Here is a 19,535-nt window from a genome sequence, read left to right as displayed (position 1 = left end):
GTCAGTCCCGCGCGGAGAGGACGATGTTCCCCGTCTCGGTGATGGCGATCGTGTGCTCCATGTGGGCGCCGCGCGAGCCGTCGCGGCTGCGGAGGGTCCAGCCGTCCTTGTCCGTGTAGATCTCGTCGGTCGTCTGCAGGAACCACGGCTCGATCGCGACGACGAGGCCCGGGCGGAGCGGGTAGCCGCGGCCGGCGCGTCCGTCGTTGGGGATGTGCGGATCGCCGTGCATCGTGCGGCCGACGCCGTGGCCGCCGAAGTCGGTGTTGATGGACAGGCCCTCGGCGTGTGCGACGGCCGCGATGGCCGCGGAGATGTCGCCGATCTTCTTCCCGGGCTGCGCGGCGGCGATGCCGGCCTCGAGCGCGCGTGTGGTGGTGTCGATGAGGGCGAGGTCCTCCTCGCGCGGCGTCCCGACCACGACGCTGATGGCCGAGTCGGCGACCCAGCCGTTCACGGAGGCGGCGAAGTCGAGGGTGAGCAGGTCGCCGTCCTTCAGCCGGTAGTCGAAGGGCAGGCCGTGCAGCACCGCGTCGTTGACGGAGGTGCAGATGACCTTGCCGAAGGGGCTCGCGCCGAAGGAGGGGTGGTAGTCGATGTAGCAGGACTCGGCGCCGGCCGTGCGGATCATGTCGTGGGCGAGCCGGTCGAGCTCCAGCAGGTTCACGCCGACCGCGGCGGCGGCGGAGGTGGCCTTCAGTACTTCGCCGACGAAGCGGCCGGCGGGACGCATCTCCTCGATCTCGGCGGGGGTGCGTAGCTCGATCATCCTGATCCTCTCGGGGTCCGCTGAGCCGTCGCTCAGCGGTGGTGGGTACGGTCGGTGCATGCGCACGCGACGGGCATTCGGTTCCTGGCAGTTCCCGGCGGCGATCGTGCTGCCCTTGTGGATCCTCCTCGGCTACGGGGTCTTCGGAGAATCGAGCGGCTGGACCGTGCTCGGCCTGGTGATCGCCCTCCCCATTCTGGCGGTCGCGCTGGCGGCTGTGGCCGCGATCGTCGCATTCCGGGTGACCGTTCGGCCCACGCGCACTCCCGCGTGGGGCGACGTGGCCGTGGTCGGCGCCTGGCACCTCTCCCTGATCGCCTTCGGCTTCTTCCCGCCCGGCGCCTGGGCGCTGGGCCTGCTCTCGGTGGTCCTCGGAGTGGCGGCCTTCTGGCACTCGGGGTGGCGGTTCCTCGCCGACGCGAGGGCCACTCTCCTCGCCTTCTCGGAGGCGGCGTCCGTGCAGGCCGAGGGCGCTCACCGCCCCGTCGCCGGCGAGGGCTTCGACCCGGAGCGCCCGCAGGACGGGCAGACCATCGTCCTCTGAGGGCTCGGGCCTCCTGCGAGACGCTGTCCCACTGCGAGGCCCCGCCCTGCTCCACGGCTCGGCCCTCTCGACGGATCCGCCCTCTGCGCGGCTCTGGCCTCAGGGCGTCCCTGTCCTCCAGGTGACTCTGCCCTCCCGACGACCCTGCTTTGACTCGTATCGACGCGGCATGGCAGAATGAGCGCTTGTGCCTCGCGCAGGCTCTGCCACAGGGGAGCCGCGACGACGTGGGCACGACCGACTTCCATCAACGAAACGGTGTTCGACCTGTGGCGGGCACGGAGAGCGATACAGCATGCACATCCTCGATTCCGTCGATGCGGCGTCCCTCCGCAGCGATGTCCCGGACTTCCGCGCCGGCGACACCGTCAAGGTCCACGTCAACATCGTCGAGGGCTCCCGCTCGCGCATCCAGGTCTTCCAGGGCGTCGTCATCGGCCGCTCCAACGAGGGCGTCCGCGAGACCTTCACCGTCCGCAAGGTGAGCTTCCAGGTCGGCGTCGAGCGCACGTTCCCCGTGCACTCGCCGGTCATCGACCACATCGAGGTCGTCACCCGCGGTGACGTCCGTCGCGCGAAGCTCTACTACCTGCGCAACCTGCGCGGCAAGAAGGCCAAGATCAAGGAGAAGCGCGACGCCTGAGCGGCTTCCGCACGACTTCTCGGGAACCCCGGTCCACCTATGATGGACCGGGGTTCCTCCCTTTCTCGGGGGCGATCCGTCCGGGGAGTCCACCCGGTGATGCACAGTAGGGGCGACGGCGAGCGATGACAGACAGCACGGCCCCGGTCCGCCTCCCCGGAGGCGAGGACCACGCCCGCCACTCGGCGGATCCGTCCGAGAAGCGCCCGCGCAAGCGCCGGGGTGTCCTGCTCTTCCTCCGCGACGTGCTGATCATCTTCGTGGTCGCGGTGCTCGTCTCCTTCCTCGTGAAGACCTTCCTGATCCGCTCGTTCTACATCCCCTCCTCCTCCATGGAGCAGACGCTCGTCGAGAACGATCGCATCCTCGTGAACGAGCTCGTACCCGGAGTGGTGAAGATCTCGCGCGGCGACGTCGTCGTCTTCCGCGATCCCGGCGGATGGCTCTCGCCGAGCTCCGAGCCCAACGTGCCGCCGTTCCAGGCTGCGGTCGACTCCGCCCTCGCGCTCGTCGGCCTCACCGCTCCCGACAGCAACGACCACCTCATCAAGCGCGTCATCGGCCTGCCCGGCGATCACGTGACCTGCTGCACACCGCTCGGCCAGGTCGAGATCAACGGCAACCCGATCGACGAGCCCTACGTGAAGCTGCCGGACGGGGTGCAGGCCGTCTCGGCCACCCCCTTCGACGTCGTCGTGCCCGAGGGCTCGCTCTGGGTGATGGGCGACAACCGCTACAACTCCGCCGACTCCCGCTACAACACCGACAAGCCGGGCGGCGGCTTCGTGCCGATCGACAACGTCGTGGGCCGCGCGATCCTCGTCACCTGGCCCGTGCAGCAGTGGGCGTGGCTCGACGACTACCCGTCGGTGTTCCGCGGAGTCGACACCGAGGCCTCCGAGGAGGGCTCGGACGACGCGCAGAGCGGGCAGGGCTAGGTGGTCGTCGCCGAGCCGACGCTGACGCAGGAGCGGCGCTTCTTCCGGCAGGGCTACGAGACGGTCATCGGCTGCGACGAGGTCGGCCGCGGCGCGATCGCCGGCCCGGTGTCGGTCGGCGTCGTGTCGATCGGCAGCCGCTGCGGGCGCTTCCCCGAGGGGCTCCGCGACTCCAAGATGCTCGCTCCCGCCCGCCGCGAGGCGCTCCTGCCGGGGGTGGCGAAGTGGGTCTCCGCCTGGGCGATCGGCGAGTCCTCGGCGGACGAGATCGACGAGACCGGGATCATCGCCGGCCTCGGCCGCGCCGCGTCGAGGGGCATCGAGCGCCTCGCCGACCAGGGCGTCGACCTCGCCACCGCCGTCGTCCTCCTCGACGGCGCTCACGACTGGCTGACGCCCGCGCTGGGCGAGTGGGCGGCCGAGTTGACGATCGTCACCCGCGTGAAGGCCGACCGCGACTGCGCCGCCGTCTCCGCCGCCTCCGTGCTCGCGAAGGTGGGCCGGGACGGTCAGATGGTGCGCCACCACGACGACTTCGCCGACTACGCCTGGGACAGCAACAAGGGCTACGGCAGCGCCGCGCACTGGGCGGGGATCGAGCGGGTCGGCCCGTCCCCGCTGCACCGGGTGACCTGGCTGTCGAAGTCGCGGGAGAGCGTCGAGGAGCCGCTCCCGGCGTTCGTGCCCGTCGGCTCGGCGTAGGATTGTCCAACGATGGATGAGGACGAATTCGAGGACTACGACCGCGAGGTCGAGCTGGCACTGTACCGGGAGTACCGCGACGTCGTCTCGCAGTTCTCGTACGTCGTCGAGACCGAGCGCCGGTTCTACCTGGCGAACGAGGTCGACCTGGTTCGCCGCGACACCGAGCACGACTTCTACTTCGAGCTCACCATGCGCGACGTGTGGGTCTGGGACGTCTACCGCTCCGACCGCTTCGTGAAGTCGGTGCGCGTGCTGACCTTCAAGGACGTCAACGTCGAGGAGCTCTCCCGCAAGGAGTTCGAGCTCCCCAAGGAGCTCGCGCTCGACGAGTAGGGCGCTGTCGCGGCAGGCTCCGGACCCCCTGCTGGTCGCGTAGCCGCCTCCGTCGGCGCATCGAGACCCGGTGCCCGCAGCCCCACCCCGCTCCGGAGCTCTCTCGGATGCGCGGCTCCGCGGGTCTCGTCTTCAGGCAACGCGGATTTCTCCTGCTGGTCGCATGGCCGCCCCCGGCGGCGTCCGAAGACCCCGGCCCGACGTCCCTCCCCACCCGCCTCCTCGGCCCTCTTCTCCCCGGATCCCCTCCCGGCCGCCCGACGCTCCTCTCTACTCCTGCACGCTTCCGGCAGGAGGACGCATGGACAAGGACGAACTGGGGCGGCGCGGCGAGGAGATCGCGGCGGCGCACCTGAGAGACAACGGATTCGAGATCCTCGACCGCAACTGGCGGGTCCGCGAGGGCGAGCTCGACATCGTGGCCCGCGACGGGTCGGCACTGGTCGTGGTGGAGGTGAAGACGCGCTCGTCGACGCGCTTCGGACTGCCGGTCGAGGCCATCACGCGGGCCAAGGCGCAGCGCCTGCGCCGACTCGCCTACGCCTGGGCCGACGAGCACCACGAGCGCTCCCGACATCTGCGGATCGACGCGGTCGGCATCGTCGCTCCCGGGGGAGTCCCGTCGCAGATCCGGCACCTGCGGGCGGTGGCCTGATGGGCCTGGGGAGGACCTCCGCGGTCGGTCTCGTCGGCTTCGCGGGAGCCGTGGTCGGGGTGGAGGCCCACTCGGCCGACGGCACCCCGGGCATGGTGATCATCGGCCTGCCCGACGCCGCGCTCGCCCAGGCGAAGGAGCGGGTGCGCTCGGCGGCGATCAACTCCGGCAGCACCATCGCCGAATACAAGATCACCGTGAACCTCTCGCCGGCCGCGATGCCCAAGCACGGCTCCGCCTTCGATCTCGCCATCGGGCTGGCCGCGCTCGCGTCGCTCCGTGAGGTCGATGCGGAGTCGGTCGCCGCGGTCGTCCACATCGGGGAGCTCGGGCTGGACGGCCGACTGCGCTCCGTCCCAGGCGTGCTGCCCGCGGTGCTCGCGGCCGCCCGCGAGGGCAGGCGCCGCGTGATGGTCCCCGTCGAGGACCGCCTCGAGGCGGAGCTGGTCGACGGCGTCGAGGTGATCGCGGTCTCCTCGCTGGCGGCGGCCGCCGTCTGGCACGGAGCCGAGTGGGAAGTGCCGGTGCTCCCCGAGGCCGCGCCGCCGTCTGCGACGGTGTCCGAGCCGGAGGCCCGCCTCGACCTCTCCGACGTGGTGGGGAACGAGGAGGCGGCCGAGGCGATGGTCGTCGCGGCGGCGGGCGGGCACCACGTGTTCCTGCTCGGGCCTCCCGGCGCCGGGAAGACGATGCTCGCCTCGCGCCTTCCAGGCATCCTCCCCGACCTCGATGACGACGCAGCGCTGGAGGCCACCTGCATGCGCTCGCTGGTCGGAGCGCCGACCGGTGGCGCGCTGGTGCGCAGACCGCCGTTCGAGAGTCCGCACCACTCCGCCTCGTCCGCAGCGATCGTCGGCGGGGGCAGCGGCCGCATCCGGCCCGGCGCGGTCGCCCGCGCCACCCGGGGAGTGCTGTTCCTCGACGAGGCCCCCGAGTTCTCGTCCGTCGCCCTCGATGCGTTGCGCCAGCCGCTCGAATCCGGCGTGATCCGCATCCACCGCGCGAACGCCGTCGCCGAGTTCCCCGCGCGGGTGCAGCTCGTCCTCGCGGCGAACCCGTGCCCGTGCGGCCGCTTCGGCATCCCCGGAGAGACCTGCACCTGTGCTCCCTCGGTCCGCCGCCGCTACCTCGCGCGGCTCAGCGGACCGCTGCTCGACCGCGTCGACATCCGCCTGACGGTCCGCCGCATCAGCGCGGCTCAGCTGGCCGCACGTCGAGACACGTCCGGCATGTCGACGGCGCAGGCCCGCGCCCGTGTCGTTGCGGCGCGGTCCCTGGCAGCGGCTCGCCTCGCCTCCACTCCGTGGACGCTCAACTCGGAGGTCTCCGGCGCCTGGCTGCGCTCGGACGCGGTGCGCCCGACCAGTGCCGAGTCCCGCACGCTCGACCGGGCTCTGGAGCGAGGTCTGGTGACCATGCGCGGCTACGACCGGGTCCTGCGCCTGGCCTGGACGCTCGCGGACCTCGACGCAGCCGACCGGCCGTCAGCAGCCCACCTCGCGCGCGCGCTCGTCCTCCGCGGGGGTGCCGCGTGATCCGGCCCGACGCGCTCTTCGACGGAGCGGAGCTCGACGCTGTTCGCCGACTGCTGCCGAGCGGCGCAGCCGATCCGGACTCGGCGGCCGACGGCGAGCCTTCGGGTGAGTCCGGCTGCGCTCGGAGCGCACTCGTCGACGCTGCTGCCCGGTGCGGCTGGAACTCTCTGACCGAGCCCGGCGACTCCGTCGCCGCCCTCCTCATCGAGAGGGTCGGCGCGGCCGAGGCCTTCGCCCACGTCGTGTCCTCGTCGTCCGCGGAGGAGATCCTCGCGCCCCCGCATCGCGCTCCCTCCGACGAAGGAGGCGGGGCGCTCGCGCCCCTCGACTCCGAGGTCGCCGCGCTCCAGTCGGGGCTGGCGCGCTGGCGACCGCGCCTGGACCGCAGGCTCCTGTTCCGACGTCTCGAGATCGCCGAGCGACTCGGCGCCCGACTGCTCCTGCCCGGGGCTCCCGTGTGGCCCGAGTCGCTCGACGACCTCGGGCCGCACGCGCCACTCCTGCTCTGGCTGCGCGGTGATCCCGCCGCCTTCGATCCGCCGCACCGCCTCGCCCTCGTCGGCGCCCGCGCTGCGACCGGTTACGGCGAGCACGTGGCCGCCGAGCTCGCCGCGGGCGTCGCGGCGCGAGGCGTCTCCGTCGTCTCGGGCGGTGCCTTCGGGATCGACGCGGTCGCCCACCGCGCCGCCCTCGGCTCCGGAGGCCGGACGGTCGCCTTCCTCGCCGGGGGAGCGGACCGCCTCTACCCGACGGCTCACGCCGACCTCCTCCACCGCATCATCGCCACCCCCGGCTGCGCCGTCGCGACGGAGGTCCCGCCGGGCACCACGCCCACCCGCTGGCGATTCCTGCAGCGCAACCGCCTCATCGCCGCCTCCACCGTGGGCACCGTCGTCGTCGAGGCCGGCGCCCGCTCCGGATCCCTCAACACCGCCGGCCACGCGGCTGCCCTGGGCCGCCCCCTCGGTGCGGTCCCGGGCCCGGTCACCAGTGCCTCCTCCGCCGGCTGCCACCGGCTCCTCCGCGAGTACGCGGCGACCTGCGTCACCTCGCCGGCGGATGTGCTCGAACTGCTCGCCGTCGGCGACGCCGACGGATCGTGCCGAGCGCTGACCGCGGCTGAGGCGCGAGTCCTGGCCGTCGTCGAATCCGAAGGAGGCTGTGACGCCGCAACCGTCGCCCGGCTCTCCGGGGATTCGCTCGATTCGGCACTGTCGGCGCTGGGTGCGCTCCTCGCAGACGGACGCGTCGACCGTTCCGAGGACGGGGACTGGGAGCGGGCACCCGGGTGAGCGGCCCCGCCGCCGCGGCGCTGTCGGCGGTCCGCCCTACGCTGAAGGGGCATCGGCGAGGGGAGCGGCATGGACGCCACGGCAGCAGGACACGGCGGAGAGCGCCCGCAGCTCGGGCACTTCCGCGCCGCCGACAGGGTCATCGCGCATCTGAGCGACACGCACCTGCTGGCCGACGGCGCTCCGCTCTACGGGAAGGTCGACACGGTCGCCCGCCTCGCGCAGGCGGTCGGCCGGCTGGCCGAGCGCGGCGGACGCCTGGACGCGATCGTGGTGACCGGGGACGTCGCGGACCGCGGCGAGGAGGACGCCTACCGGCGCGTGCGCGAGCAGCTCGACCCCGTGGGCGAGCGGTTCGGCTGCCCGATCGTCTGGGTGATGGGCAACCACGACGAGCGCGGTGCCTTCCGGCGGGTGCTCCTCGAGCAGGACCCGGCGGGCGCGGGACCCGTGGACCAGGTCGTCGACCTCGGCGGGCTCCGGCTCATCGCGCTCGACAGCGCGGTGCCCGGCTTCCACCACGGCGACCTCACCGACGCCCAGCTGGCCTGGCTGAAGGACGAGCTCGCCGCACCGGCCCCGCTGGGGACGATCCTCGCCCTGCACCACCCTCCGCTGCCCACGCCGCTCGGCGCGATGACCGTGCTCGAGCTGCGGGGGATCGACCGCCTCGAGGAGGTGGTGCGCGGAACCGACGTCCGCGCGATCCTCGGCGGCCACCTGCACTACCCCACGGCTGCGACCTTCGCGGGCGTGCCCGTGCTCGTCGCCGGCGCCACCAGCTACACGATGGACCTCGGAGCGCCCGAGCGGGAGCTCGCCGGCGTCGACGGAGCGCAGAGCCTCTCGCTCGTCCACGTCCACCCGGAGACGGTGGCCGCCTCGTTCGTGCCGACGGCACCGGCCCCGATCGCGACGCGGTTCGGCACCGACCTGATCGAGCGGCTCGAGGGGCTCGACGAGCAGGGGCGCATCGACCTCTGGTCGCGGATGCCGGACGGATCATGACCGGCGAGACGCTCGCCGACTCGGTCGAGCACTTCCTCCGGTACGTCCTCGACGAGCGGTCCCTCTCGCCCGCCACCGCGAAGGGCTACCGCTCCGACCTGGCGCGCCTGATCGCCCACATGGAGGAGAAGGGGCGGCTCCTCACCGCCGAGCTCGACCTCGAGCTGCTGCGCGACTGGCTCTGGCGAGAGTCGGAGTCGGGGATCGCCCGCGCGACCCTCGCCCGGCGCACCGCGGCCGTCCGCTCCTTCTCCTCCTGGGCGCAGCGGACCGAGCGGCTCCCCGTCGACGTCGCCGCACGCCTCAAGACGCCCAAGTCGGGACGGACACTGCCGCGGGTCCTCACGCTCCCGCAGGCGGAACAGGTGCTCGACACGGTCGCGGCGCGAGGAGCGACCGAGGACGCGGTGGCGCTGCGGGACCTCGCGATCGTCGAGCTGCTCTACGCCTCCGGCATCCGCGTCTCCGAGCTGGTCGCCGTCGACCTGGGCGACGTCGATCTCGGCCGGCTCACCGTGCTCGTCACCGGCAAGGGCGCCAAGCAGCGGGTCGTCCCGTTCGGCGTCCCCGCGAAGGAGGCGCTCGTCGCCTACCTGGAGCGCGCCCGACCCTCTCTCGCCACCGGCGACGGGAGCGGGGCCCTGCTGCTGGGACGGCGGGGCGCGCGCCTCACCCCGCGCACGGTCTACGGCGTGGTGGCGAGGCTCCTCGACGGCGGGCAGGGCTCCAGACCGTCCGGTCCGCACACCCTCCGCCACACCGCGGCGACCCATCTGCTCGACGGCGGAGCCGACCTCCGCGCCGTCCAGGAGCTGCTCGGCCACGCGAGCCTGGGCACCACGCAGATCTACACCCACGTCTCGACCGAGCGGATCCGCGACGCCTACCGCCTCGCCCACCCCCGCGCCTGACCGGACGCGCGAGTCACCGGACGCACCCTTCCGCGCCACTCGCTTAACACCCTGCGCCACGTCGTCCATCGGCAGAAGCACCGCCCGGGGGATCCCGCCGAAGAACCGCATCGGCGAGACGTAGTCGCCACCCTCGCGGACGCCGAGGTGCACGCACCTCCCGTCGCAGTGGCCGCCCGCACCCACTGCTCCGACGGGCTGGCCCGCGGTGAGGACCTGCCCCGCCGTCACCGATCCGTCGACCGGCTCGACCGTCGAGACCAGACCGTCCGCGTGCACGATGCTCACCACGGACCGGTCGACCACCCTGCCCGAGAACGACACGGTGCCCGCCGCGACGGCGACCACGGGCTGCCCGGCCGCTGCCGCGAGGTCGATCCCGCGGTGCCCGGGGGCGTAGCGGTGGGCCGGCGCGCCCCACGGCTCCACGACGGAGAACCCCGGGACGGGTGAATTCCACCGCGGGTCGGACCGGCCGGGGGACGAGGTGCCGGAGGGCGAGGCGCCGAGAGGCGCCCCGACGAGCAGAGCGGCGAGGGCGAACACGCCCGGGCGCAGGAGTCGGGATCGGAGCATGCGGCCACCCTCCTGGAGCCGGTCCGGGACCGGTGGTCGGCCGAGCGGATCAGGGGAGGAGAGCGCGACGGGCCCGGCTGTGGAGGGAGGACATCGGCCGGGGGAGAGCGCAACCCGTCCCGGTGGTGCCGCGGCGAGGAGTAACGTGCCGGTGATCCGGCTCGGGAGCGGCACCCCGCCCCCACCGGCGGCGAGAATCGGAGACGACCATGACCAGCGGACGATCTGACACGACCAGCGGGAGAGCGGACATCCCGAACCCCTCGGCGGCGAAGCTGAAGAGGAAGGTGATCGGCCTCGCGATCGCGGCGGCGGTCGGCGGCTTCCTCTTCGGCTTCGACTCGTCGGTGGTGAACGGTGCCGTGGAGGCGGTGCAGGGCGAGTTCCAGCTCTCGGCCGCGCTGATCGGCTTCGCCGTCGCCTCCGCGCTGCTCGGCTGCGCACTCGGCGCGTACCTCGCGGGCCGCCTCGCCGACCGCTGGGGCCGCATCAAGGTCATGCTGCTCGGCGCCGGGCTCTTCTTCATCTCCTCGATCGGCGCCGGCGCGGCGTTCGCGGTCTGGGACCTCGTGCTCTGGCGCGTGGTCGGAGGCCTCGGCATCGGCATCGCCTCCGTGATCGCTCCGACCTACATCTCGGAGATCGCGCCCAAGGCCATCCGCGGAGCTCTCGCGTCGCTGCAGCAGCTGGCGATCACGCTCGGCATCTTCGCCGCCCTGCTCTCGGACACCCTCATCGCGAACGGCGCGGACGGCGCCTCCGAGCCCTTCTGGTTCGGCGTCGCCGCCTGGCGCTGGATGTTCATCGCCTGCGCCGTGCCGGCCGTGATCTACGGCCTCCTGGCCCTGACCCTGCCGGAGTCGCCCCGCTACCTCGCGACCCGCGGCCGCTCCGAGGACGCCCGCGCGGTGCTCGCGACGGTCACGCCGCGCGACGAGGTCGACGAGGCGCTCGCGGACATCCAGAAGAAGATCGACGAGGACTCCGAGAACGCGAAGCGCTCCAGCCTCCGTGGCCCCGCCCTCGGCCTGCTCCCGGTGGTCTGGGTCGGCATCCTGCTGTCGGTGTTCCAGCAGTTCGTGGGCATCAACGTGATCTTCTACTACTCCACCTCGCTCTGGAGCGCGGTCGGATTCGACGAGTCCAACTCCTTCGCGATCTCGGTCTTCACCTCGGTCGTGAACGTCGTCGTCACCTTCGTGGCGATCTTCCTGGTCGACAAGGTCGGCCGGAAGCCGCTGCTGCTGGTCGGATCGGCCGGCATGGCCGTCTCGCTCGCACTGATGGCCATCGCCTTCAGCCAGTCGACGATCAGCGGAGAGGACGTCTCGCTGCCCGGCGCCTGGGGGCCGATCGCCCTCGTCTCGGCGAACGCGTTCGTCGTCTTCTTCGGTGCGACCTGGGGCCCGCTGGTATGGGTCCTCCTCGGCGAGATCTTCCCGAACCGGATCCGAGCGGCCGCGCTCGGCCTGGCGGCCTCGGCCCAGTGGATCGCGAACTTCGCCATCACGGTGACCTTCCCGATCCTCTCGCAGGACGTGTCGCTCACCCTGGCCTACGGCCTCTACGCCGCCTTCGCGGCGATCTCGTTCGTCTTCGTCTTCATGTTCGTGCCCGAGACCAAGGGCCGCTCTCTGGAGGAGATGGACACCCTGCACATCCGCACCGTGATGAAGTCGGCGCGCAAGTAGCACCGGCCTCCCGCGCCCCGACGGCCGCCCTCCCGCAGCAGCGGGGGAGGCGGCCGTCCTGGTGCTAGACTCCACGGAGCACCTCGCTCGTCGGGGTGACTACGCGCGCCCATTCGGCCTCCGCTCCCCACGGTCCCTCTCCGCTCATGCGGCCGGGGCGGGAGTGCGCCGGGCGCCAGGGCGACGTGCCGACCGGCCGTCGCAGACAACCGAACGGGAGTTCGGCGCCGTCGTGCGCCCGGGCCCCGAGACAAGGAGAACGACTCATGGCAGTCGTCACCATGCGCCAGCTGCTCGACAGCGGCGTCCACTTCGGGCACCAGACCCGTCGCTGGAACCCGAAGATGAAGCGCTTCATCCTGACCGAGCGCTCGGGCAGCTACATCATCGACCTCCAGCAGTCGCTGGCCTACATCGACAAGACCTACGACTTCGTCAAGGAGACGGTCGCCCACGGCGGCACCATCCTCTTCGTCGGCACCAAGAAGCAGGCGCAGAACGCGATCTCGGAGCAGGCGACCCGCGTCGGCCAGCCCTACGTGAACCAGCGCTGGCTCGGCGGCCTCCTGACCAACTTCCAGACGGTCTCGAAGCGCCTCGCCCGCATGAAGGAGCTGGAGGAGCTCGACTTCGACGACACGTCGAAGAGCGGCTTCACCAAGAAGGAGCTCCTCATCAAGAAGCGCGAGCTCGACAAGCTGCACAAGTCGCTCGGCGGCATCCGCAACCTCTCGAAGACGCCGTCGGCCCTCTGGGTCGTCGACACCAAGAAGGAGCACCTCGCGATCGACGAGGCCAAGAAGCTGGGCATCCCGGTCATCGGCATCCTCGACACGAACTGCGACCCGGACGAGGTCCAGTACCCGATCCCGGGCAACGACGACGCGATCCGCTCGGTGAGCCTGCTCACCCGCATCGTCGCCGACGCCGCGGCCGAGGGCCTCATCCAGCGCCACCAGAAGCCCGAGGCCGAGGGCAACGTCTCCGCCGTCGAGCCGCTGGCCGAGTGGGAGCAGGAGCTGCTCTCCACCGGTGCGCCCGCCGCCGACGTGCAGGAGCCGAACGAGCAGGCCGGCGCGGAGACCGAGAAGGTCGCCGACGCCGAGGCCGAGACCGCCGACGAGGCCGTCGTCGAGGCCGAGACCCCCGCCGCGGAGGAGGCCCCCGAGGCCGACGCCGCCGCGACCTCGACCGACGAGACCTCGACCGACGAGACCGCCACCGCCTGACACCCCGTTCCGTGACGGGGGTCGGACGCCGCACCCGCGGTCGTCCGGCCCCCGCTCGGTCGGTGCACGTTCACCACGAGTAAGAACCGCCGTCACCTCGGCGTGCTGGGCTCCTTCCGTGAGCCCGCCGCCGCGAGTGACGGCGCCACAGGGTTTCCGAACCAAGAGGAGTTCCGAGAACATGGCAAATTTCAGCCTCGCTGACGTCAAGACGCTGCGCGAGCAGCTCGGTACCGGCATGGTCGACACGAAGAACGCGCTCGTCGAGGCCGACGGCGACCTGGACAAGGCGGTCGAGATCCTCCGCCTCAAGGGCGCCAAGGGCAACGCGAAGCGCGCCGACCGCTCCACGAGCGAGGGCCTCGTCGCCGCCGCCGAGAAGGACGGCGTCGCCACGATGATCGAGCTCGCGTGCGAGACCGACTTCGTCGCCAAGGGCACGAAGTTCATCGCCCTCGCCGACGCCGTGCTCGCAGCGGTCGTCGCCGCCGGCTCCACCACGGTCGAGGAGGCCCTCGCGGCCCCCGCCGACGGCAAGACCGTCGCCGACCTCATCAACGACGAGGCCGCGATCCTCGGCGAGAAGGTGGAGCTGCGCCGCGTGGCCTCCGTCTCCGGCGAGCACTTCGCGATCTACCTCCACAAGACGAACAAGGACCTGCCCCCGCAGGTCGGCGTGGTCGTCGGCTACGCGGGCGAGGACGCCGAGACCGCGCGCTCCGTCGCCCAGCACATCTCGTTCGCGAACCCGTCCTACCTCTCGCGCGAGGACGTGCCGCAGTCCGAGGTCGACAACGAGCGCCGCATCGTCGAGGAGATCTCGCGCGGCGAGGGCAAGCCCGAGGCCGCCCTGCCGAAGATCATCGAGGGACGCGTGAACGCGTACTTCAAGCAGGTCGCGCTGCTCGACCAGGACTACGCGAAGGACAACAAGCTGTCCGTCAGCAAGGTCCTGAGCGACGCGGGCCTGACCGTGTCGGGCTTCGCCCGTTTCAAGGTCGGCGCCTAACAGCACTGCAGGAGGGAGTCCGGGTCGTTCAGTCGACCCGGGCTCCCTTCGCTCTGCCCGGGGCGGCCCCGGGCGTGGTCGCGGGGTCCGCTCCGCGCGGGATAGGTTTGTACGGGTCTACGGGAGGAAACGTCCATGACGGAGACGGATGCGATGACGACGGGCAAGCGCCGCAGGGTGCTTCTGAAGCTGTCGGGGGAGGCGTTCGGAGCCGGCACGCTCGGCGTGAACCCGGACGTGATCAGCGCCCTGGCGCGCGAGATCGCCGATGCCGCGACCGAGGTGGAGATCTCGGTGGTCGTCGGCGGCGGCAACTTCTTCCGCGGAGCCGAGCTCTCGCAGCGCGGCATGGACCGCGGCCGGGCCGACTACATGGGGATGCTGGGCACGGTGATGAACGCCCTCGCCCTTCAGGACTTCCTCGAGCAGGCGGGCGCCGAGACGCGCGTGCAGTCCGCGATCGCGATGACGCAGGTCGCGGAGCCCTACATCCCCCGCCGGGCGATCCGGCACATGGAGAAGGGCCGCGTCGTCATCTTCGGCGCCGGCGCCGGACTCCCGTACTTCTCGACCGACACGGTCGCCGCGCAGCGCGCGCTCGAGACGCACGCCGACGTGGTCCTCGTCGCCAAGAACGGCGTGGACGGCGTGTACGACGCCGACCCGCGGACGAACCCCGACGCGAAGAAGCTCGACGCGCTGACCTACCAGGAGGCGCTCCAGCGGGGCCTCAAGGTGGTCGACTCCACCGCGTTCAGCCTCTGCATGGACAACGGCATGCCGATGCAGGTCTTCGGCATGGAGCCCTCGGGCAACGTCGCGAAGGCCATCCGCGGCGCCGAGCTCGGCACGCTCGTCTCGAACTAGACTGACCACTTCCCTCTCTTAAGGAGCTCCCTGTGATCTCGGATGTACTGGCCGACGCGAAGACCAAGATGGGCAAGGCCGTCGAGGTCGCCAAGGAGGACTTCTCCACGGTCCGCACCGGACGCGCGAACCCCGGCATGTTCCAGAAGGTGCTGGTGAGCTACTACGGCACCCCGACGCCGCTGTCGCAGCTCGCCTCGATGCAGAACCAGGAGGCCCGCACGCTCGTCCTGACGCCCTACGACAAGGGCTCGCTGCGCGACATCGAGCAGGCCATCCGGGACATGCCGAACCTCGGCGCGAACCCGACCAACGACGGCACGATCATCCGCGTGACCCTGCCGGAGCTCACCGCCGAGCGCCGCAAGGAGTTCGTCAAGATCGTCCGCACCAAGGCCGAGGACGCAAAGATCGCGGTGCGCAACATCCGCCGCAAGGGCAAGGACGACCTCGACGCGCTGAAGGGCGACATCGGCGACGACGAGCTCGCCCGCGGCGAGAAGGAGCTCGAGGCGCTCACGAAGCAGCACGTCGACGCGATCGACGAGGCGCTCAAGCGCAAGGAATCCGAACTGCTCGAGGTGTAGCGGTGCCCGAGATCCCCGAAGGACCCGAGGGCGGCGAGAAGAGACCGTCTCCGCACGTCCCGGGTGCCCGGGGATCCCGGATGGTCACCCGCGACGCGCTGCGTGCGCGCGCCCAGCAGGGCCGGGCCGACGTCGAGCGCCAGCTCGAGGCGACCCGCGCCCAGCTCGAGGCGACGAACGACCGCCTGACCGCGCGCTCGGGCCGGAACCTCGTGTCGGCGACCGCGATCGGACTCCTCGGCGGCGGTGCGATGGTCGTCAGCCTCCTCCTGGTCAAGGAGCTCTTCATGGTGCTCGCGGGGGTGGTGGTGCTGCTCGCGGCGCTGGAGCTCTCGAACGCCCTGCGCCACGCCGGACGCGACATCCCGCGCATCCCGACCGGGATCGTGGCGGTCGTCGCCGTGCCGGCCGCCTACTACGGCGGCCTCGGCGCCGCGTGGGCCACGGTCCTCGGCGGATCCGTCCTCGTCGGCCTCTGGCGGCTGGGGGAGCAGCTCTTCCGGCGCACCGCCTCCAGCCGGAGGGACCTCGCCCTCGACATCGGCCTCGGCGCGTTCGTCCAGGGCTACACGACCTTCCTCGGTGCCTTCGCGATCCGTCTCGTCGCCGAGCCCGGCGGCCAGCTCTGGGCGTTCGCGTTCCTGGTGCTCGTGATCGTCGTCGACACCGGCGCCTACGTGAGCGGACTCACCTGGGGCAAGCACCCGATGGCACCGCGGATCAGCCCGAAGAAGACCTGGGAGGGGTTCGCCGGTGCGGCCGTCGCGGGGATCGTCGTCGGCGTCCTGCTCGCCCTGCTGATGCTCGGCCAGCCCTGGTGGGTCGGCGCGGTGTTCGGGGCCGTGGTGCTCCTCACCGCGACGCTCGGCGACCTCGCCGAGTCGCTGATCAAGCGCGACATCGGCATCAAGGACATGAGCTCCTGGCTGCCCGGCCACGGGGGAGTCCTCGACCGGCTGGACTCGATCCTGCCGTCGGCCGCAGCTGCCTACGTGCTGTACTTCCTCTTCGCCCACTGAGCGCACGCCTCACCGGGGCGTGCCGATTCCGCTCCCGGCGCGCGGCTTGGCATGATGTCGGGATGACCGCTCCCTTCCCCCGAGCCCGCGAGTCCCGTCCCGGCTACGACACGGCCGAGGTCGACTCCTTCCTCGCGTCGGCGCGCGAGGCCTACTCGCAGCTCTCCGGGGGACCGGCGGACCTCCGCGCCGCCGACCTGCGCCACACCGCGTTCACCCTGCGCAAGGGCGGCTACTCCGCGCCCCACGTCGATGCGGCGCTCGAGCGCCTCGAGGACGCCTTCGCCCTGCGAGAGCGCCAGTACGCGATCGCGGCCCGGGGCGAGGAGGCGTGGCTCGCGGACGCGCGGTCGACGGCCCAGGAGATCGTGAACCGGCTGGCCCGCGCTCCCCGCGAGCGGTTCACCCGGGCCGGCGCTCTCACGACGGGCTACAACATCCGCCAGGTCGACGCCTTCGCCGACCGGATCTCCGGCTACTTCCGCGACGGATCGGTGCTGACCGTGGACGACGTGCGGACCGTCTCCTTCGCCCCGCAGCGCGGCGGGTACGCCGAGGCGCAGGTCGACCTGCTGCTCGACACGGTCGTCGACGTGATGCTGGCGGTCCGCTGACCGGAGCCGGATCTGCTGGCCGATCAGGTCATCGTCCGTTATGCTTTCGTAATCGTGGCTCAGCATCCTCAGACCTCCGTCGCCCACACGCCCGCGAACCGCACCAGCGGTCGCCCGGCGGTCCCGCACCAGACCCCGGTGCGGCGCTCCTGGGCTCGGATCCCGGTGACGGTGCTGGCCTTCACGGCGTCGATCGCGTTCGCCATGGTGAACGTCGTCGATCCGTCCAGCGGCGCGGTCGCGTCCCCCTACTACCAGGCCCCGGCGCGCTTCAACGGCGACTCCGCGCAGCGACTCGTCGTCGCGGACGCCGTCGAGCGGACCGTCCAGCGCGACTCGTTCGGCGCCGAGGCGAAGCCGACGCCCACTCCGACCCCGACGCCCACTCCGACCGAGACTCAGACCGCTTCCGCGACCGCCGACGAGGAGGAGTCGGGCTCCGCCGAGGCCGAGACCGCCGCTCCCGTCCAGCGCGCCGCCGCTCCGGATCCCGGATCCGCGAAGGCCATCGCGTACGACATGATCGTGCAGCGCGGCTGGGCCGACAGCGAGTACGACTGCCTCGTCCTCCTCTGGAACCGCGAGTCCGGCTGGAACGTCTACGCCGAGAACAAGTCCAGCGGCGCCTACGGCATCCCGCAGGCACTCCCCGGCAGCAAGATGGCGACGGCCGGCTCCGACTGGGCGACCAACGCGAGCACCCAGATCACCTGGGGCCTCGGCTACATCTCCGGCCGCTACGGCTCGCCCTGCGGCGCCTGGGCCCACTCCGAGTCGGTCGGCTGGTACTGATCGTTCCCCTCCGCTCGGCACCGCGTCCGGCGGGCTGAGGCTCTCGCTACCCTGGTGCCGTGGATTACGCGCTGCTCGGGGTCGTCGGGATCATCACGGTCGTCACCGTCGCGCGGTTCTCGAGTCGCCTCGGGATCGCCGCACCGCTGCTCCTGGTCGTCATCGGGATCGGCGCGTCCTACCTCCCCGGGGTCCCGGACATCGAGGTCGAGCCTGAGCTGATCCTCGCGGGCGTGCTGCCGCCGCTGCTGTACTCGGCCGCGATCCAGGTGCCCCTCACCGACTTCCGGCGGAACCTGCGCTCGATCTTCGGGCTCTCGGTCCTCCTGGTCGTCGTGACCGCCCTCGTGGTCGGCGGCTTCCTCTACCTCGTGTTCCCCGATCTGAGCCTGCCCGCGGCGATCGCTCTGGGCGCCGTCGTGAGCCCGACCGACGCGGTGGCCGCGACCTCGATCGGCAAGAAGCTCGGACTCCCGCCCCGCCTGGTGACGGTGCTCGAGGGCGAGAGCCTCGTGAACGACGCGTCGGCGCTGGTGCTGCTGCGCGCCGCGACGGCTGCGGCGGCCGTGGTCGGCGCCTCCGTCACGACCGACGCGATCGACGTGGGCGAGGTGGGGGTCCTCTTCGTCTACTCCGTCCTGATGGCGATCGTCCTCGGACTGGTGATGGGCGTGCTCACCGTCTTCGTGCGCTCGAAGCTGCGGGACCCGGTGCTCGACACCGCCGTGTCCTTCGCCGTGCCGTTCCTGGCCTACATCCCGGCCGAGGAGCTGGGCGCGTCCGGGGTGCTCGCCGTCGTGGTCACCGGGATCTACACGGGGCACAACAGCGCGCGCTTCCTCTCGCCGCAGTCGCGGATCAGCGAGCGGGTGAACTGGCGGACGGCGCAGTTCCTGCTCGAGAACGGCGTCTTCCTGCTCATGGGCGCCGAGATCAAGGCGATCGTCTCCGGGGTCGTGAACCCGGGCGAGTTCGGAGTGGGCACCGCGGTGCTGCTGGGTCTGGCCACCGTGGTCATCCTGATCGTGCTGCGGGCCCTCTTCGTGTGGCCGCTGCTCCTGTGGCTGCGCAGCTCCGGTCGGCGGGCGGAGCGGATCAACCGGCGGCTGGCGGTGGGCCTGATGCGACTGCGCAACAGCGCCACCAGCGACGAGCGCTTCCGGCGGCGGCAGGTGAGAGCGGAGCGGCTCTACCTCCGGCGCGAGACCGATCTGGCCGCGACCACGAGCGAGGCGTTCGGCTGGCGCGGAGGAGTCGTCCTGTCCTGGTCCGGGATGCGCGGCGTGGTCACGCTCGCCGCGGCCCAGTCGCTGCCGGACGAGACTCCCTACCGCTCCCAGCTGATCCTGATCGCCTTCACCGTCGCCGTCGTGACGCTGCTCCTGCAGGGTGCGACGCTCCCCGCGCTGATCCGGCTCACCGGCATCCAGGGCACCGACGGCGAGGCCGACCGCCGCGAGCTCGCGACGCTGCTCGACGAGGTCGCGGCCACGGGCATCCAGGCCCTCCCCGAGGCGGTGGCGGAGCTGCCCGACGGCGAGGCGGGCGAGCGCGTCCTCGAGCGCGTGCGCCGCGACACTCTGACCCGCTCGCAGGTGGCGTGGGAACAGGTCGGCCGCGCGGAGGATGCGCCCCTCGGCCCGCACGCGCAGTACCTGCGGCTGCGCCGAGCGGTCCTGCTCGCCGAGCGGGAGGCACTGCTGGACGCCCGGCGGCGCGGGGTCTACTCCTCGCGGACGCTGCGGCGGGCGCAGCTGATGCTCGACGCCGAGGAGACCCGGCTCGAGATGGACGACAGCTCCCACTGACGGAAGGGGC

General features: G+C 71.9%; 20 protein-coding genes and 1 pseudogene. 19 read left to right on the top strand and 2 right to left on the bottom strand.

Annotation, left to right across the window (positions count from 1 at the left end; genetic code table 11):
- Window position 1: 1 nt before the first annotated feature.
- Window positions 2-769: a type I methionyl aminopeptidase gene (gene map, locus C5B93_RS08020; protein WP_104223906.1), complete on the bottom strand. Its 768-nt coding sequence runs from the start codon at window positions 767-769 to the stop codon at window positions 2-4.
- Between the two features lie 58 nt (window positions 770-827).
- Between map and C5B93_RS08015 the strand changes: the two genes are divergently transcribed.
- From C5B93_RS08015 to C5B93_RS07970, 10 genes are all read left to right on the top strand, one after another.
- Window positions 828-1,313 (top strand): hypothetical protein, encoded by a 486-nt coding sequence (locus tag C5B93_RS08015; protein WP_104292190.1) that lies wholly within the window; start codon window positions 828-830, stop codon window positions 1,311-1,313.
- 295 nt (window positions 1,314-1,608) lie between these two features.
- Entirely contained in the window at window positions 1,609-1,956 is a 348-nt protein-coding gene (gene rplS, locus C5B93_RS08010) for a 50S ribosomal protein L19 (protein WP_104223904.1), read from the top strand.
- 125 nt (window positions 1,957-2,081) lie between these two features.
- On the top strand, window positions 2,082-2,894 hold the full coding sequence (gene lepB, locus C5B93_RS08005; RefSeq protein WP_104223903.1) for a signal peptidase I: 813 nt from the start codon (window positions 2,082-2,084) through the stop codon (window positions 2,892-2,894).
- Window positions 2,895-3,596: a ribonuclease HII gene (locus C5B93_RS08000; RefSeq protein WP_104292189.1), complete on the top strand. Its 702-nt coding sequence runs from the start codon at window positions 2,895-2,897 to the stop codon at window positions 3,594-3,596. It abuts the gene before it with no gap.
- Window positions 3,597-3,608: 12 nt separating this feature from the next.
- Window positions 3,609-3,932, top strand: a complete 324-nt coding sequence (locus tag C5B93_RS07995) for a DUF2469 domain-containing protein (protein WP_055792576.1) — start codon at window positions 3,609-3,611, stop codon at window positions 3,930-3,932.
- Window positions 3,933-4,233: 301 nt separating this feature from the next.
- A complete protein-coding gene (locus C5B93_RS07990) occupies window positions 4,234-4,587 on the top strand; it encodes a YraN family protein (RefSeq protein ID WP_104223901.1) in 354 nt (117 codons plus the stop codon).
- Window positions 4,587-6,122 (top strand): YifB family Mg chelatase-like AAA ATPase, encoded by a 1,536-nt coding sequence (locus C5B93_RS07985; RefSeq protein ID WP_104292188.1) that lies wholly within the window; start codon window positions 4,587-4,589, stop codon window positions 6,120-6,122. The genes C5B93_RS07990 and C5B93_RS07985 overlap by 1 nt, the downstream gene beginning before the upstream one ends.
- A complete protein-coding gene (dprA, locus tag C5B93_RS07980; RefSeq protein ID WP_258068171.1) occupies window positions 6,119-7,414 on the top strand; it encodes a DNA-processing protein DprA in 1,296 nt (431 codons plus the stop codon). Before C5B93_RS07985 ends, dprA begins: the two co-directional genes overlap by 4 nt.
- A gap of 69 nt (window positions 7,415-7,483) precedes the next feature.
- Window positions 7,484-8,422, top strand: a complete 939-nt coding sequence (locus C5B93_RS07975) for a phosphodiesterase (protein WP_104223899.1) — start codon at window positions 7,484-7,486, stop codon at window positions 8,420-8,422.
- A complete protein-coding gene (locus C5B93_RS07970; RefSeq protein WP_104292187.1) occupies window positions 8,419-9,333 on the top strand; it encodes a tyrosine recombinase XerC in 915 nt (304 codons plus the stop codon). Before C5B93_RS07975 ends, C5B93_RS07970 begins: the two co-directional genes overlap by 4 nt.
- 123 nt (window positions 9,334-9,456) lie before the next feature.
- Here C5B93_RS07970 and C5B93_RS17870 read toward each other — a convergent pair.
- A pseudogene (locus C5B93_RS17870) lies at window positions 9,457-9,909 on the bottom strand (murein hydrolase activator EnvC family protein); the annotation flags it as partial.
- Window positions 9,910-10,118: 209 nt separating this feature from the next.
- On the opposite strand from C5B93_RS17870, the gene C5B93_RS07960 reads away from it, so the two are divergent.
- The 9 genes from C5B93_RS07960 (at window position 10,119) to C5B93_RS07920 (ending at window position 19,525) form a co-directional block, all read left to right on the top strand.
- A complete protein-coding gene (locus tag C5B93_RS07960; protein WP_104223897.1) occupies window positions 10,119-11,600 on the top strand; it encodes a sugar porter family MFS transporter in 1,482 nt (493 codons plus the stop codon).
- A gap of 266 nt (window positions 11,601-11,866) precedes the next feature.
- Window positions 11,867-12,829 (top strand): 30S ribosomal protein S2, encoded by a 963-nt coding sequence (gene rpsB / locus C5B93_RS07955; RefSeq protein WP_104232498.1) that lies wholly within the window; start codon window positions 11,867-11,869, stop codon window positions 12,827-12,829.
- Between the two features lie 181 nt (window positions 12,830-13,010).
- A complete protein-coding gene (gene tsf / locus C5B93_RS07950; RefSeq protein ID WP_104223895.1) occupies window positions 13,011-13,838 on the top strand; it encodes a translation elongation factor Ts in 828 nt (275 codons plus the stop codon).
- A gap of 153 nt (window positions 13,839-13,991) precedes the next feature.
- On the top strand, window positions 13,992-14,705 hold the full coding sequence (gene pyrH / locus C5B93_RS07945) for a UMP kinase (RefSeq protein ID WP_374952923.1): 714 nt from the start codon (window positions 13,992-13,994) through the stop codon (window positions 14,703-14,705).
- Between the two features lie 32 nt (window positions 14,706-14,737).
- On the top strand, window positions 14,738-15,292 hold the full coding sequence (gene frr, locus C5B93_RS07940; RefSeq protein WP_104232499.1) for a ribosome recycling factor: 555 nt from the start codon (window positions 14,738-14,740) through the stop codon (window positions 15,290-15,292).
- Between the two features lie 80 nt (window positions 15,293-15,372).
- On the top strand, window positions 15,373-16,311 hold the full coding sequence (locus tag C5B93_RS07935) for a phosphatidate cytidylyltransferase (RefSeq protein ID WP_104232500.1): 939 nt from the start codon (window positions 15,373-15,375) through the stop codon (window positions 16,309-16,311).
- A 62-nt stretch (window positions 16,312-16,373) separates the two neighbouring features.
- Window positions 16,374-16,925 carry a DivIVA domain-containing protein gene (locus C5B93_RS07930; protein ID WP_104226865.1) on the top strand — a complete coding sequence of 184 codons (552 nt, stop codon included), beginning with the start codon at window positions 16,374-16,376 and terminating at the stop codon, window positions 16,923-16,925.
- Between the two features lie 54 nt (window positions 16,926-16,979).
- Complete coding sequence (locus tag C5B93_RS07925) at window positions 16,980-17,717, top strand: lytic transglycosylase domain-containing protein (protein WP_258061290.1); 738 nt, start codon at window positions 16,980-16,982, stop codon at window positions 17,715-17,717.
- A 59-nt stretch (window positions 17,718-17,776) separates the two neighbouring features.
- Window positions 17,777-19,525, top strand: coding sequence for a sodium:proton antiporter (locus tag C5B93_RS07920; protein ID WP_104292186.1), 1,749 nt, complete (start codon window positions 17,777-17,779; stop codon window positions 19,523-19,525).
- Window positions 19,526-19,535 lie beyond the last annotated feature (10 nt).

The sequence above is a fragment of the Rathayibacter sp. AY1A2 genome (assembly GCF_002930935.1).
Lineage (GTDB): Bacteria > Actinomycetota > Actinomycetes > Actinomycetales > Microbacteriaceae > Rathayibacter.
The sequence above is the reverse complement of the archived record's forward strand: the minus strand, read 5'-3'. Positions and strand labels throughout refer to the sequence as shown.

Coding starts and splice junctions, on each gene's coding strand:
- C5B93_RS07985 (WP_104292188.1), top strand. CDS start 4,587: ATGGGCCTGGGGAGGACCTCCGCGGTCGGTCTCGTCGGCTTCGCGGGA.
- C5B93_RS07975 (WP_104223899.1), top strand. CDS start 7,484: ATGGACGCCACGGCAGCAGGACACGGCGGAGAGCGCCCGCAGCTCGGG.
- C5B93_RS07990 (WP_104223901.1), top strand. CDS start 4,234: ATGGACAAGGACGAACTGGGGCGGCGCGGCGAGGAGATCGCGGCGGCG.
- tsf (WP_104223895.1), top strand. CDS start 13,011: ATGGCAAATTTCAGCCTCGCTGACGTCAAGACGCTGCGCGAGCAGCTC.
- pyrH (WP_374952923.1), top strand. CDS start 13,992: ATGACGACGGGCAAGCGCCGCAGGGTGCTTCTGAAGCTGTCGGGGGAG.
- C5B93_RS07960 (WP_104223897.1), top strand. CDS start 10,119: ATGACCAGCGGACGATCTGACACGACCAGCGGGAGAGCGGACATCCCG.
- rpsB (WP_104232498.1), top strand. CDS start 11,867: ATGGCAGTCGTCACCATGCGCCAGCTGCTCGACAGCGGCGTCCACTTC.
- C5B93_RS08015 (WP_104292190.1), top strand. CDS start 828: ATGCGCACGCGACGGGCATTCGGTTCCTGGCAGTTCCCGGCGGCGATC.
- C5B93_RS07935 (WP_104232500.1), top strand. CDS start 15,373: ATGGTCACCCGCGACGCGCTGCGTGCGCGCGCCCAGCAGGGCCGGGCC.
- lepB (WP_104223903.1), top strand. CDS start 2,082: ATGACAGACAGCACGGCCCCGGTCCGCCTCCCCGGAGGCGAGGACCAC.
- C5B93_RS07930 (WP_104226865.1), top strand. CDS start 16,374: ATGACCGCTCCCTTCCCCCGAGCCCGCGAGTCCCGTCCCGGCTACGAC.
- rplS (WP_104223904.1), top strand. CDS start 1,609: ATGCACATCCTCGATTCCGTCGATGCGGCGTCCCTCCGCAGCGATGTC.
- map (WP_104223906.1), bottom strand. CDS start 769: ATGATCGAGCTACGCACCCCCGCCGAGATCGAGGAGATGCGTCCCGCC.
- C5B93_RS07970 (WP_104292187.1), top strand. CDS start 8,419: ATGACCGGCGAGACGCTCGCCGACTCGGTCGAGCACTTCCTCCGGTAC.
- C5B93_RS07995 (WP_055792576.1), top strand. CDS start 3,609: ATGGATGAGGACGAATTCGAGGACTACGACCGCGAGGTCGAGCTGGCA.